Below are 13,313 nucleotides of genomic sequence, written 5' to 3'. Positions count from 1 at the left end.
CCATCCTTCCGGACCGGGAACGGCGGACAACCCGTGGGGAGCGGGCGGCCCGGGGGCGGGGCCGCGTCCGGTTCGTGACCGTTCCGTGATCCGGCGACGACGCTAGCCGGGCCCGCCGGACGAACCCACACGATCGGGTGATCACGAGACCGATGGGACGTTGCGGGCGGTGAGCGGACACCGGCGACCGCCCGGCCCCGTCATCTGCCGTTCACCGTGGCTCCGAGCGGTCCGATCCATCTCGGACAGCCCCGTGACCTGCGACGATCCGACCCCGGCCGGCCCTGTCGAGTGGTCGTGGCGCCGGTCACGCCCGACGCCGTGCGCCGCGCCCCTCACCCGGTGTGACGGCGACGCCCACCGGAGCCGCAGCAGGTCCCGGCCACGCCCCGCCACGCCCGGGCCCGCCCGACCCGTTCGGCGCACACGGTCGTCGACACCGCGTTCCCCCGCTCACCCGGTGACCGGATTGCCGCCCGGGGGTCGCGCGGGTTGTCTGGACGGGTGCGCCGCCTCCTGGTCCCCCTGCTGACGTGCGCGTTGCTGCTCGTCCTGGCCCCGGCGGCCCTCGCCGCGGACACCCGGGACGCGCGTGCCGAGCGCTACGTCGCGCTCGGCGACTCCTACGCCGCCGGCGTCGGCGCCGCACCCGATCCCGCGACCGGGGACTGCCGTCGCAGCGCGGCGTCCTACCCGGCGCTGTGGGCGGCCCGGCGCGACCCGGCGTCGTTCGTGAGCGTCGCGTGCAGCGGGGCGACGACCGGTGAGGTCGTGGCCCGGCAGGTCCGCACCGTCGCGGCGGACACCACGCTGGTCACGATCACCGCGGGCGGCAACGACACCGGCTTCGGTCCCGTCCTGGCCGCGTGCAGCACCGCCCGCGACGACGAGACCTGCCTGCGCGCGGTGCGCGGCGGGGAGCGCGCGGCCCGCTGGGTCGCCCCCGGCGGGCTGATCTCGGCGATCGTCGGGGTCCGCCTGCAGGCCCCCGGCGCCACCATCCTCGTGCTGGGCTACCCGCGGCTGTTCGAGCCGGGTGACCGGTGCGCCGTGCCGGGCGTCCCGAACGCGACCCGGCGGGCGGCGCTCAACCGCGCCGCCGACACGCTCGACGCCGCGCTCGCCGACGCCGCCCAGCGCTTCCGCGGCCGGTTCGTCGACGTCCGCGCCGCGTTCGCCGGGCACGGGATCTGCTCGGCCGACCCGTGGATCACCCCGCCGCCGGCCGCGGCGCCCGCCGTCTACCACCCGACGGCGCAGGGCTACCGCGACGGCTACCTGCCCGCGCTCGAGGCGGCGCTCGCACGGCCCTGACACCGGGCGCCGCCGGCGGTCCCACCTGCGGCGGGACACGGGGTCGTCGACCGGGTGTCGGCCGGTGATCACCCGATCGATACCGTCCCGTCGATCCTGCCGTCGATGGTCGGGGAGATCCGATCCCCGACGCGAGGACACCCATCGTGCGACGCCTGCTCGGCTCCCTGCTCGTCCCGGCCGCGCTCCTGACCCCGGCCCCCGCCGCGCCCGCCGAGGCCGACCGCGACCGCCCCGGTCGCGGACCGGCGGTCGTCGCGCACCGGGGCGCCTCGGCCGACGCCCCGGAGAACACCCTCGCCGCGGCCGACGCGGCGCTGGCCCAGCGCGCCGACGAGGTCGAGGTCGACGTCCAGCGCACCGCGGACGGTCACCTCGTGCTCGTCCACGACGCCACGCTGGCCCGCACCACCGACGTCGAGCGGGTCTTCCCGGCCCGCGCGCTCGCCCCCGTCGGCAGCTTCACCCTCGACGAGCTGCGCCGCCTCGACGCCGGGTCGTGGTTCTCCCCCGCCTTCGCCGGTGAGCGGATCCCGACCCTGGCCGAGTTCGCCGGGCGCCTGGACGGGCGCGCGGGGCTGCTGCTGGAGCTGAAGGACCCGGCCCTGCACCCCGGCATCGAGGAGGCGGTCGCCGGCGAGCCGGCGCTCGCCCGCGCGCAGGCGGTCGTGCAGTCCTTCGACCACGACGCCGTCGCGCGCTACGCCGGGGCCGCACCCGGTGCGCCCACGGGACGGCTGTTCGGGACGCGGCCGACCGCCGCGCAGCTCGACGACGCCGCCGCGGCCGGGATCGACCAGATCAACCCCTCGGTCGACGACGTCGACGCCGCGCTGGTCGCCCAGGTCGCGGCCCGCCGGATGCGGACCGGGGTCTACACGGTGAACGAGCCGGCCGACATGCGCCGCCTGGCCGACGCGGGGGTGGACCGGATCATCACCGACCGGCCGGCGGTGCTGCGCGAGGTGCTCGGCCGCTGAGCGACCGGCCCGCCGACAGTGACCTCACACCCGCCGACCTAGACTTCCTCCCGCGGCGGGTGCACACGCCCCGCCGATGAGCGGAGGGTCCCCGATGACGGCTGTACGGCGGGGCGGGCTGGTCGTTGCGGCGGTGCTCACCCTGCTCCTGCTGGCCGGTTGCGGCAGCTCGCTCGCGACCCGGCCCAGCTCGTCGCGGGTGGTCACCCCGACGACCACGGCGCAGGCGAGCACCCCGTTCTGCGAGGCGGTCGAGGCGAGCCGGGCCGCGACCCAGCCGTTCAGCGGCGTGGGCATCGGCCGTTCGGTGTCCGACGTCGGCCGGCTCGCCGCCGACGTGCGCCGCACCAACCAGCAGGTCACCGCGCTGGCGCCGCAGGAGCTGCGCCAGGATTTCGACCGGGTCGACCAGCTCGTCGAGCGTCAGCTGTCGCTGCTGGAGGCCAACGGCGGAGACACCCTCGCCGTCGCCCGCGACCCGGGCATCGCCTCGACCCGCGCGGACCCGCAGTACCAGCAGGCCTCGCAGCGCATCAACGACTACGTCCGGTCGACCTGCACCTGACCCTCGACCAGCGGGCCGCCGGTGCGCCGCCACCCGAGGTAGCGGTCCGCCTCGACGAGCAGGGCGCCGCCCAGCCACATCGCGACGACGGCGTCGTCGCCGAGGCCGAACACGCTCAGCAGCGCCTCGGGGACCAGGTCGACCGGCGACACGAGGTAGGCCGCCGCGAGCAGGAACATCGCGACCCGGCCGCGGCCGAGGTGCGGGTAGGAGCCGCGCCAGGCGTCGCCGGCCATGGCCGGGAGCGCGCGGACCCGCTCGACGGCGCCGGGCTCGCCCGGGCGGCCACGGCGGGTGAGGGCGCTCAGGAGCGTCGCGAACGCGGCCGTGCGGCCGGCACGGCGGCCTGCGGTGGCGGAGGCAGCACTCATGTCCGGTCCAACGCGCACGCCGCCCCGGTCGTTCCCGGCGAAACGGTCAGGTCACACCGGGAGGGACCGGGGCGGCGGCGGGCGCGCCCGGGGGCGGGGTCGGAGCGAGGCGTCAGTGCGAGGCGAGGTAGATGTCGCGCAGCACCCCGGCCTCGGTGCTCATCTCGGCCAGCCGCTGCTTCACGACGTCGCCGATGCTGATCATCCCGACCAGCCGTCCGTCCGCGACGACCGGCAGGTGACGGTGCCGCCAGCGGTTCATCAGGGCCATCGCCTCGGCCAGCGAGTCCTCGGGGGTGCAGGTGACGACATGGCGGGTCATGACGTCGGCGACGGTGAGGCCGAGCAGCGCGGCCCCGTCGGTGGACAGGCGCCGCACGATGTCGCGCTCGGAGACGATGCCGTCGACGCGCTCGCGCTGCCCGTCGTCGGAGACGACGAGGGCTCCGATCGCCGGCGGGCCCGCCAGCCGGGTCGCGGCCTCGGCGACCGTGTTCCACGACAACACGGTGTGCACCGTCTCGCCCTTGATCCGCAGGATGTCCGACACCTTCATGGAACTCTCCCTTCGACGCCCTCTATTCTTGCTCTTGCGCAGTAGTTGCGCAATGGCAAAGGTTGATCGACGCAACGGTCAGCCGCGGGTAAAGATCGCAGGCAGGAGGGGGTGGCCGGGCATGGCGGAGACGGGCATCCGAGATCGGCATCACCCGGACGCGGCGGTCGACGCGGCGGGCGTCGACGCGGGACTCGCGCTCACCCGGGCGTTCACCGGCATCAGCGTGCGGGCGGTCTCGGCGACCGGGAACACCGTCACGCTGCCGCAGCTGCGCGTGCTGGCGCTGGTCGGCGAGGCCGGGCACACCAACGTCGCGGCCGTCGGGCGCGAGCTGGACGTGCACCCGTCGAACGCGACCCGGGTCGTCGAACGGCTGGGGCGCGCCGGGCTGCTGGCCCGCCGTCCCGACCCCGACGACCGGCGGCACCTGCTGATCGAGCTCACGGCGGCCGGGCGGGCCGTGCTGGCCGAGATCGACGGGTACCGGCGCTCCGCGGTGGCCGCGCTGCTGGCACGGGTCGACCCGGGCCGGCGGGCGGACGCCGCCGCGCTGCTCGCCGCGCTCGCCGACGCCGCGGACCAGGACCCGCCGACCTAGGATCGGCGGTGTGATGGACCTCGCGTCCCTGCGCTCGGCGGTCGCCGGTGGTGCCCGGCCGGAGTTCGTGCCGTTCTGGGGCACCGACCCCGAGCCCGGCGACGTCCACGTGTTCAGCCAGTGGTTCCCGGCGCCGTTCCGGGTCGGCGGGGTCCGCTACGCCACCGCCGAGCACTGGATGATGGCGGCGAAGGCCCGCACCTTCGGCGACACCGGCGCCCTGGCCCGCGTCCTGGCCGACGACGACCCGGCCGCGGCCAAGCAGGCGGGCCGCGAGGTGCGCGGCTTCGACTCCGCGACGTGGGACCGGGAGCGCTACGCCGTCGTGGTCGACGGCAACCGCGCCAAGTTCGGCGCGGGAGACCGGCTCACCGACGCCCTGCTCGGCACCGGCGACGCCGTCCTGGTCGAGGCCTCCCCGGTGGACCGGATCTGGGGCATCGGCCTCGCCGCCGGGGACCCGGCGCTGGCCGACCCCGCCCGCTGGCCGGGTCGCAACCTGCTGGGGTTCGCCCTGATGGCCGTGCGCGCCGAGCTCAGGCGCCGGCCACCCGCGTGAGGTAGCGGCGCTCCCGGCGGCGACGGCGGGCGCCGCGCGTCAGCAGCACGGCGCCGAGCCCGGTGGCCGCCGCGCCACCCACCCACGGCACCGCGGCCCGGGCGATCTCCCCCGCCCGGCCGAGCACCGCCGCGCGGCGTGCGGCCAGCCCGTCGGCGAGCCGGTCCAGGCTGGCGCGCAGGTCGTGCGCGGCCGCGACGACCCGGTCGTCGCGCCCGTCGGAGCGCGCCGCGAGCCGGTCCCGCAGCTGCGCCGAGGAGACCTCGCTGAGGTCGACCTCCTCGGCCGTGTCCTGGTCGGGGTCCGTTCCCCCGTCGTGACGTGCCACGCCCGTCTCCCCTCCTCCGGCCCCGGCGGGCGCCGGTGCCGTCGCGCCAGTGAACCCCGCCCGGCCACCCCGCGCCGGTTCTCAGCCGACTCTCAGACATGTCTCGTTGCAACGATGACAGTTCGCGATATATCGTGATTGCACACGAGCCGATCGACGAGGAGGCTCACGACGGAAGGATCACGCGTCATGACCACGCGAGACAGGTTCCGGAGCCCGTTCGGGCCCCGCGCCCACCGACACCACCACCCCCGGGCCCACCGCGGCGCCGGGTTCCCCTACGGCCCGGAGGAGGCAGCCGTGCACGACCACGACGAGACCCGTGACGACGAGGGGCGCGGCCACCCCCACCACCACCGCGGCCGGGGCCGCGGCCGCGGCTTCGGGCCGGGACGGGGCTTCGGCCCCGGCGGCCCGTTCGGCCCCGGTGGTCCCTTCGGACCCGGCGGGTTCGGCCCGGGCGGGTTCGGTCCCGGCTTCGGCCCGGGCGGCTTCGGGCCGGGTGCCCGGCGCGGGCGGGGCGGCCGCCGTGCCCGCGGCGACGTGCGCACCGCGGTGCTCGCGGTCGTCGCCGACGGCCCGCGGCACGGCTACGAGATCATCCAGGAGATCACCGCGCGCTCCGGCGGCCAGTGGAAGCCGAGCCCGGGCTCGGTCTACCCGATGCTGTCGCAGCTGGAGGACGAGGGACTGGTCCGGTCCGAGCAGAGCGAGGGCCGCCGCGTCGTCCACCTCGCCGAGGAGGGCACCCGCCACGTCGAGGAGCACCGCGCCGACCTCGACGCGGTGTGGTCGCCCTTCGACGCCGACGCCGACGCCGCCGAGGCGGACCCGGCGTCGGGTCTGGCCGCGGAGCTGGGCCGCCTCGCCGCGGCCGCGCGGCAGGTCGCCGAGGCGGGCACCGAGGAGCAGGTCGCGTCGGCGACGGAGTCGCTGACCGAGGCGCGCAAGGCGCTCTACCGGCTGCTCGCCGAGTGACCCACCGCGCAGGCGGGGCGGGGCCGTACGGTCCCGCCCCGCCGTCGTCTCAGCTCAGGTCGCGACGCCGTCGCCGGTTGCGCCGCAGCGCCTCGCGCAGCGGCGGGACGACGGTCCCCTCGGCCGCCATCACCCGGCGGGCCTTGCGGCGGGCGAGGACGACGAGCACGGTCGTGAGCGCCCAGATCGGGAACTGCACGAGCCAGGCCAGGCGGAACGCCTCGGGGGTGTAGCCGCCGGAGACGCCGAGCACGAGCCCGACGAGCAGGGTCGTCGTCAGCGACGCGGTGAACCCGCCGACGTTGACGATCCCGACGGCGGTGCCGCGCCGGTGCGCGGGGTTGAACGTGCGGGCGTAGTCGAAGCCGACGGCCGAGCACGGCCCGTTGGCGGCGAGCACGACGACGAGCAGGACGAGCAGCCACAGCGGCGCGGGCGGCGGGACCAGCAGGACGACGGCCCAGACCAGCGCGGTCGCGCCGATGACGGCGAGCACGAGCCAGGAGCGGCGCAGGGGGTGCCGCGCGGTGAACTCACCGAACACCGGCCCGACCACGGCACCGGCCAGCACCAGCACGGTCAGCATCACCGAGGCGCCGGTCGGGCTCATCCCCTGGCCCGCGACGAGGTAGGGCACGCCCCAGAGCAGCGCGAACACCAGGCCGGAGAACTGGGTCCCGGCGTGCGACCAGAGACCGAGCCGGGTGCCGGGGTGCGCCCACGCGCCCTTGAGGCCGTCGACCACCTCGCGCGGGGTGGAGGCCGGTTCGGGCGCCGGGCTGCCCGCGGGGCGGTCGCGGAACACCGCGAGCACCGCGACCGCGGCCACGACGCCGACCCCGGCCGCGGACAGGAACGCGGCCGTCCAGCCGTAGGCGTGCAGGACGGTGGCCAGCGGGATCGCGGAGAGGACCTGCCCGAGCTGGCCGAGCAGCGCGGTCAGCTGGGTCATCAGCGGCACCCGGCGGGGGGCGAACCAGGTGGAGAGCACCGAGAGGACCGAGATGAAGGTCAGGGCGTCACCGACGCCGACCAGCACGCGCGCCGCGATCGCCAGCGGCAGCGACGTCGCCAGCGCGACGAGCACCTGGGCCGCGGTCATCGTCACGGCGCCGGCGAGCACCATCGTGCGGGCGCCGAACCGGTCGAGCAGCAGCCCGACGGGCACCTGCAGCGCCGCGTAGACGAGCAGCTGCAGGACGAGGAACCCGGCGAGGACCGTCGGGGACGCCCCGAAGCGGTCGGCCGCCTCGAGACCGGAGACGCCGAACGAGCTGCGTTGCAGCACCGCCACGACGTAGGCGAGGAGACCGGCGGACCAGACGAGGTAGGCGCGACGAGACGTGTGCATGACGAACGACCATTCTGGTCCATCCGGGGCCGCGACGGTCGTCCGGAACGCCCGCGTCACACGGGCGTCACATCACACCCGGGGTGTGCGCACGGCGAGCGGGCAGCCCTGCGGGGCGTGCGGATAGGGTCGCGGGGCACGCCACGACACGGAGGACGCCGGTGCTGGATCCCGCTCAGCTCTACCAGGTCGACCCGGCCGTACCGGCCCTCGACGAGCCGGTCCTGATCGTGGTGCTGGACGGGTTCGTCGACGCGGGCAGCGCGGGCGCCCTGGCCGTCGGCGCCCTCACCGACGAGCGCGAGGCGGTCCGGGTCGCGCGCTTCGACGTCGACCAGCTCGTCGACTACCGCTCCCGCCGCCCGCCGCTGCGGTTCGAGTCCGACCACTGGGCCGACTACGACCCGCCGGAGCTCGACGTCGTCGTGCTCACCGACACCGGGGACACGCAGTACCTGCTGCTCGCGGGCCCCGAGCCGGACACCCAGTGGGAGCGGTTCGTCGCCGCGATCGGGCTGCTCGTGGAGCAGCTCGGGGTCCGCCTGGTGATCACGCTGCAGGGCATCCCGATGGCGGTCCCGCACACCCGCCCGATCGGCGTCACGGCGCACGGCACCCGGCCCGAGCTGGTCGAGGGCCACACCCCGTGGTTCGCGACGGCCGACGTGCCGGGCAGCGCGGCCGCCCTGCTGGAGTACCGCCTCGGGCAGGCCGGGCAGGACGTCGTCGGCTACGCGGTGCACGTCCCGCACTACCTGGCCCGCTCGGCCTACCCGCAGGCCGCGCGGGTGCTGCTCGACCACGCCGGGCTCTCGGCCGGGCTGTACCTGCCGACCGAGACGCTGACCCGCGCCGCCGAGCAGGCCGACGCCGAGATCGCCGAGCAGATGGCGGAGTCCGACGAGGTCGTGCAGGTGGTGAAGGCGCTGGAGGAGCAGTACGACCAGGTCTCCGCGGCCCGCGAGTCCGGGGACCTGCGCGACGGGCTGGAGGGCGGCGAGCTGCCCAGCGGCGACGAGCTCGCCGCGGAGTTCGAGCGGTTCCTCGCCGAGGGCGGCGACGACAAGCCCGGCGGCAAGTCCGGCCGCGACGGCGACGACCCGCCGCACGAGCCGCCCGCTCCCCCGGCCCCGACGGCCTGAGCGGGCCCGGTCAGGGCGGCGCCCCGAGCGCGAGCGCGTGCTGCACGCGCCCCCGCCCGCCGGGACCGCGCAGCACCGCCTCCACCCAGCAGCCGACCGGCCGGGCGCCGGCACCGGCGGCGGTGGCGGCGAGCCAGGCGTCGTGGACGCCGAGTCCGGCCCGCACGTGCTGGGCGACCGTGTCCGGGCCCGGGTCGGCGTCGCCGGTGACGACGAGCAGCCCGGCGACGGCGGTGAGGTCGGGGTGCCCGCACGCCCGCCCGGTCAGCGCCGGGAGCAGCGGGTGCCCGGCCGGCAGCACGGCGGCGTGCTGCCCGGGGCCGAGCCGGGCCGCCGCCGCGGCGGGCACGGACGGCGGGATCTCCCCGGAGCCCGGGCCGAGCAGCCCGAACGGGGTCGAGCGGCGGGCGTGCAGCACGGCGGCCGGGTGCGCGGGCCCGGGGTCCCCGAGGGGCACCGACCCCGCCGGCGCGGACCCCGCGGTGAGCTCGACCCGCGTGGTCTCCCCCGCCGGGACCAGGTGCGCGCGCAGCGCGGTGCCCAGGGTGGCCGCGGCGGCGAGGACGGCGGCGGCCGCGTGGCCGAGGTCGAGCAGCAGCACGGGCAGCGACCGGGGCCCGTAGCGCCAGCGCGTCCGCTGCGGGGCCAGGGTCAGCACCACCGGCTGCGCGGGCGGGCCCGGGCCGTCGTCGAGCGCGTGCGCGAGCGGGTCGTAGACGCGCCCACCCACCCGGGCGTCGACCGGGTAGCGGCCCCCCGCCGACGGCACCCGGCGCAGCGCCACCCCGCCCACCGTGCGGTCCGGGTCGGCGGCCAGCGACAGCGCGAGCAGCGCCCCGGGCCCGGAGCCCTCGCGCGGCAGCGGCACCGGCCGGGCGGCGGTGAGCGCCGCCGGGGGGCGCGCGGTGTGGTCGGTGGGGCCGGGGTCGGCGCCCGACCAGGCCAGGCGGAACGCCGCGGCGAGCGGGGCCCGGCCGGTCACAGGAAGGGCGGCGGGCAGTGCACGAGCCCGTCCGGCCCGGCGGCCGGGTCGAGGTCGAGCCCGTGCGCGCGGGCGGTGTCGCGCCAGCGCGGCAGCCCCCAGTAGCGGAACGCCGCCGGCGCGTTGGGCACCAGGCCGGTGGCGCAGGTGCGGACCACCCGCCACGGCGTCTCGGCGACGTCGGGGGTCGTCAGGTCGACCCGGGCGATGCGGTGCCCGTCGGCGGTGAGGGCCGCGGTGAGGGTGGCGAGGTCGCCGCGGGTGCCGGTGCGCAGCGGTCCGCGGGTGGCGGGCGCGGTGAAGCGGGGCAGGTGCTCGTCGCGCACCCGCGGGTCGAGCCAGACCTGCACCTGGGCGCCGAGGTCGCGCACGGACTCGTAGCGGGGGCCCGCGTCGTCGCGGTAGCGGCGGTCGGCGCGGTGGTCGAGGTAGAGCCCGCGGGCGAGCACCCCGGCCTCGACGGAGGCGTACACCCAGCCGTCGGGGTCGAGCAGGCCGCGGGTGAACACCCACGTGTGCACGGCCTCCAGGACGGCCTTGGTGGCGGCCTCGGCCGCGTCGAAGCGGGCGGCGCCACCGCCGGCGACGATGCCGGTCGCCGGGTCGACGACGACGGCGCCGACCACGGCCGCCGGGTACTCGGTGGGGAGCTCGACGAGGTGGACGTCGAACGCGGCACCGGACAGGGCCGCGTCGAGCCCGGGCACCGAGCCGGTGTCGAGGCCGTGCGAGGGCAGCCCGAGGTGCCACCAGCGCTCCAGCGCGTCGCGCTCGACGAGCTCGAGCAGGCCGCGGCGGTGGGCGTCCTCGGCGCCGGCGCCGGTGGCGATGCCGGCGTAGTTGAGGTGGTGGAAGCGGGGCTCGCCGCGGCGGGCCCCGCTGTGGTGGTTGAGCAGCACCCAGGACGCGGGCAGCCAGGTGGGCGCGCCGTCGTCCTCGACGCCGCGGATCCAGCGGATCTCGAGGTCGTCGGTGAACCGCTGGTAGGGACGGCCGTCCTGCCAGTCGGCGAGCAGGCCCAGCTCGGCGGGTCCCCAGCAGCGCTCCCCGGCCGCGCGCAGCGCCGCGGCCGTGGTGCGCGGCAGGCCGGGCGGGACGCGGTTGCCGCAGTAGCGCTCGACGGCCTCGCCGAGCGCGGCGGTGCGGGCGCCGTCGCGGTCGCCGAAGGTGGTGCCCAGGCTGACCCGGTCCGCGGGCCAGGCGCCGAGGCGGCGGGCGTCGGACACCTCGGCGGTGACGGCGGTGTAGGCCGGCGGCAGCCCCGGCACCGCGGCGACGTCGACGAGGCGGCGGACGACACCGCACAGCGGGTCGACGAGCGCCTCGACCGGCAGGGCGGGGGCGGGCGGTGCGGTGCTCACGGGCAGATCTCCTCGGGGACGGCGGCCGCGGCGACCTCGTCGCGGCCCGGCGGGACGTGCGGCAGCTCCAGGCGCACCGCGTGCACGGTGCGGCGGTCGGGCCGCAGGTCGGTGGCGTGCGCCGGGTCGGCGCCGGTGTGCGGGTTGCGGGCGTGCGCGGGCCAGTGGTGCCCGGCGATCTCGACGTCGAGACGGTCTCCGTCGTGCAGCTCCGCGCCGACCGGGGCGGTGGTGACGACGACCTCGCCCCGCCCGGCGCGGCGCTCCCGCCGCACGGCGGTGACGAGGTCGTGCCCGCGCAGCCCGATCCGGACCACCCAGTCGGCGTCCGGCGCGGCGGTGGACACGTCGAGCCGGGCGCGCAGCGGGCCGGCGAGGGTCCCGGCGGGCAGCGGCGGGGTGCGCGCGACGACCCGGTCGGGCGGGGTCGCCGGCGCGGGTGCGGGACGAGGGGCGTGCGGTGCGCGGGAGCACACCGGCTGCTGCGGGTCGGCGAGGAACGCCCCGCCCGGTCCGGCGTCGACGACGACCGCCCGGACACCGGGCCGCACCCAGCGCCCGCTCGTGCCCGCCGCGACGAGCGCCCCGCTCCCGCGCGCCCGTCCCTGCGCCGCGGCCCGGGCCCAGGCCGCGTACACGGCACCGATCCGTCGCCCGCCCAGCACCGCGCCGGGGTCGCGGGCGTCGAGCTCGTGCCCCCACGGTCCCAGCAGCAGCCGCGACGGCCCGCCCCAGCACCGGGCCAGCTGCGCGGTGCGGGCGGCGAACGGGTCGGCCGTACCCCCGACGGCGAGCAGCGGCGCCGTGGCGCGCGCGACCCCCGCCCACAGCTGCGGGGTGTCGGCGGGGGCGTCCCACAGCTGCGGCCAGCCGGGCGGGGACGTGCCGAGCGCGGCGGTCACCGGCAGGGCCGCGAGCGCGGACGGCGGCGCCGGCCGGGCGCCCTCCCCGTGCTCGCCCCACCAGCCGATCCGACAGGCCAGCCGGGCGGCCCCACCGGGCTCGCGGGCGGTCTCGCCGGGGCCGAGTGCGGGGACCGCGACGAGCACGCCGGACACGTCCGGCGCGGCGATCGCGGTGACGACGGCGCAGTGCGCGCCGTAGGACGCCCCGGCGAGCACGACGCGGCCGTCGCAGCCGTCGACGGCGCGCAGCGCGGCCAGGGCGGCGAGGCCGTCGCCGGTCTCGTGGGCGTAGGGGACGACCGCCCCGGCGGACCCGCCGCGGCCCCGGACGTCGACGACGAGGCAGCCGAAGCCGTGCGCGGCCCAGCCGCGGGCCTCGGGCAGGAGGTGCTCGCGGCCGGAGGGGGTGCGGATCAGGACGGCGGGCCAGCGGCGCGCGGCGGGCCGGACGAGGGTCGCGGCGAGCGGGGTGCCGTCGCCCGCCCGGACCGTGACCGGGTCGCCGGGCGGGGTCACGGTGCGCTGGAGGGGACGGGCAGCAGCGGGTGGTCGGCGATCGCCGCCGTGTCGAGGTCGACCACGCGCAGCCGGCGGCGGGCGGGCAGCGCGACCGGGACGAGGTCGCCGGCGGCGGGGGCGCCGAGGTGGCCCGTGGCCCAGGCGCGGACGTCGGCGGCGAGCAGGGCGGCGGGCAGCGCCATGTCCGCGGCACCGGGCGCGGTGGCCGCGGCGGCGTCCCAGTAGGCGTGCAGGTGCGGGTGCCCGGACCCGGCGGCGGCCAGCCGGCGGGCGCGGACGTCGGCGTGCCCGGGGTCGCCGGGCGCGGCCGCGACCGGCTCGAGGATCGCGTGCCGGCCCTCGACGGCGAGCCGCAGCCACGCGGTGCCGTGACCGGGCAGCCCGTCCAGTCCGGTCCAGGCCGCGGGGGCGGGCCCGTCGGCGACGGCGCACACCGCGTCGGGCAGCGGGGTCCCGGCGTCGAGTGCGGCACGCAGCTCCGCGACGCCCGCGCGGCGGACCCGGGTCGACGGCCCGGCCAGCGCGGCGGCGACGGCGTCGGCCGCCACCCCGGTTCCGGCGACGGTCACGGTGACCGTGCGGGGCGGTTGCGGGACGTGCAGGTAGCCGGCGGCGGCGAACGCGCCGATCTCGTCGTCGAGGCCGGGCGGGGCCTGCGGGTCGGTGCCGTCGAGCCAGCGGGTCAGGGCGGCGACGGTGTCCTCGGGCAGGTCGACACCGCGCAGCCGTCCGGCGGGGTCGCGCAGGGCGGTGCCCCGGCCGGGTACTCCGAAGACGCTGACGCCGGGACGCAGTCGTCGC

General features: G+C 78.1%; 15 protein-coding genes. 7 read left to right on the top strand and 8 right to left on the bottom strand.

Annotated elements, in window-relative coordinates:
- Positions 1–504 precede the first annotated feature (504 nt).
- From WJX68_RS00075 to WJX68_RS00065, 3 genes are all read left to right on the top strand, one after another.
- On the top strand, positions 505–1,314 hold the full coding sequence (locus WJX68_RS00075) for an SGNH/GDSL hydrolase family protein (protein WP_340285313.1): 810 nt from the start codon (positions 505–507) through the stop codon (positions 1,312–1,314).
- Between the two features lie 146 nt (positions 1,315–1,460).
- The gene (locus WJX68_RS00070) at positions 1,461–2,294 is read left to right on the top strand and encodes a glycerophosphodiester phosphodiesterase (protein ID WP_340285312.1); all 834 of its coding nucleotides are present in this window, start codon (positions 1,461–1,463) and stop codon (positions 2,292–2,294) included.
- 94 nt (positions 2,295–2,388) lie between these two features.
- A complete protein-coding gene (locus WJX68_RS00065) occupies positions 2,389–2,859 on the top strand; it encodes a hypothetical protein (RefSeq protein WP_340285311.1) in 471 nt (156 codons plus the stop codon).
- Here the strand turns inward: WJX68_RS00065 and WJX68_RS00060 are convergent.
- The gene (locus WJX68_RS00060; RefSeq protein WP_340285310.1) at positions 2,835–3,230 is read right to left on the bottom strand and encodes a YkvA family protein; all 396 of its coding nucleotides are present in this window, start codon (positions 3,228–3,230) and stop codon (positions 2,835–2,837) included. The genes WJX68_RS00065 and WJX68_RS00060 overlap by 25 nt on opposite strands.
- Before the next feature lie 112 nt (positions 3,231–3,342).
- Positions 3,343–3,786 carry a CBS domain-containing protein gene (locus WJX68_RS00055; protein WP_340285309.1) on the bottom strand — a complete coding sequence of 148 codons (444 nt, stop codon included), beginning with the start codon at positions 3,784–3,786 and terminating at the stop codon, positions 3,343–3,345.
- Between the two features lie 121 nt (positions 3,787–3,907).
- Between WJX68_RS00055 and WJX68_RS00050 the strand changes: the two genes are divergently transcribed.
- Positions 3,908–4,387, top strand: a complete 480-nt coding sequence (locus WJX68_RS00050; protein WP_340285307.1) for a MarR family winged helix-turn-helix transcriptional regulator — start codon at positions 3,908–3,910, stop codon at positions 4,385–4,387.
- 13 nt (positions 4,388–4,400) lie between these two features.
- Positions 4,401–4,946, top strand: a complete 546-nt coding sequence (locus tag WJX68_RS00045; protein WP_340285305.1) for an NADAR family protein — start codon at positions 4,401–4,403, stop codon at positions 4,944–4,946.
- On the opposite strand, the gene WJX68_RS00040 is transcribed toward WJX68_RS00045, so the two are convergent.
- Positions 4,924–5,274, bottom strand: coding sequence for a hypothetical protein (locus WJX68_RS00040; RefSeq protein WP_340285302.1), 351 nt, complete (start codon positions 5,272–5,274; stop codon positions 4,924–4,926). The two genes, WJX68_RS00045 and WJX68_RS00040, sit on opposite strands and share 23 nt — an antisense overlap.
- A gap of 300 nt (positions 5,275–5,574) precedes the next feature.
- Here WJX68_RS00040 and WJX68_RS00035 point away from each other — a divergent pair, with 300 nt between their 5' ends.
- On the top strand, positions 5,575–6,252 hold the full coding sequence (locus WJX68_RS00035; RefSeq protein ID WP_340285301.1) for a PadR family transcriptional regulator: 678 nt from the start codon (positions 5,575–5,577) through the stop codon (positions 6,250–6,252).
- Positions 6,253–6,301: 49 nt separating this feature from the next.
- On the opposite strand, the gene WJX68_RS00030 is transcribed toward WJX68_RS00035, so the two are convergent.
- Complete coding sequence (locus tag WJX68_RS00030) at positions 6,302–7,603, bottom strand: MFS transporter (protein WP_340285300.1); 1,302 nt, start codon at positions 7,601–7,603, stop codon at positions 6,302–6,304.
- A gap of 161 nt (positions 7,604–7,764) precedes the next feature.
- On the opposite strand from WJX68_RS00030, the gene WJX68_RS00025 reads away from it, so the two are divergent.
- The gene (locus WJX68_RS00025) at positions 7,765–8,745 is read left to right on the top strand and encodes a proteasome assembly chaperone family protein (RefSeq protein ID WP_340285299.1); all 981 of its coding nucleotides are present in this window, start codon (positions 7,765–7,767) and stop codon (positions 8,743–8,745) included.
- Between the two features lie 10 nt (positions 8,746–8,755).
- Here WJX68_RS00025 and WJX68_RS00020 read toward each other — a convergent pair whose 3' ends face one another.
- From WJX68_RS00020 to WJX68_RS00005, 4 genes are all read right to left on the bottom strand, one after another.
- Positions 8,756–9,727, bottom strand: coding sequence for a hypothetical protein (locus tag WJX68_RS00020; protein WP_340285298.1), 972 nt, complete (start codon positions 9,725–9,727; stop codon positions 8,756–8,758).
- Positions 9,724–11,088, bottom strand: coding sequence for a YcaO-like family protein (locus WJX68_RS00015; RefSeq protein WP_340285296.1), 1,365 nt, complete (start codon positions 11,086–11,088; stop codon positions 9,724–9,726). Before WJX68_RS00015 ends, WJX68_RS00020 begins: the two co-directional genes overlap by 4 nt.
- The gene (locus tag WJX68_RS00010) at positions 11,085–12,509 is read right to left on the bottom strand and encodes a CocE/NonD family hydrolase (RefSeq protein WP_340285294.1); all 1,425 of its coding nucleotides are present in this window, start codon (positions 12,507–12,509) and stop codon (positions 11,085–11,087) included. Before WJX68_RS00010 ends, WJX68_RS00015 begins: the two co-directional genes overlap by 4 nt.
- A partial coding sequence (locus WJX68_RS00005; protein ID WP_340285293.1) for a hypothetical protein occupies positions 12,506–13,313 on the bottom strand: 808 nt, incomplete at its 5' end. The genes WJX68_RS00005 and WJX68_RS00010, both read right to left, overlap by 4 nt.

The sequence above is a fragment of the Pseudonocardia spirodelae genome (assembly GCF_037727765.1).
GTDB lineage: Bacteria > Actinomycetota > Actinomycetes > Mycobacteriales > Pseudonocardiaceae > Pseudonocardia > Pseudonocardia spirodelae.
This window is presented reverse-complemented; position numbering and strand designations above follow the sequence as displayed.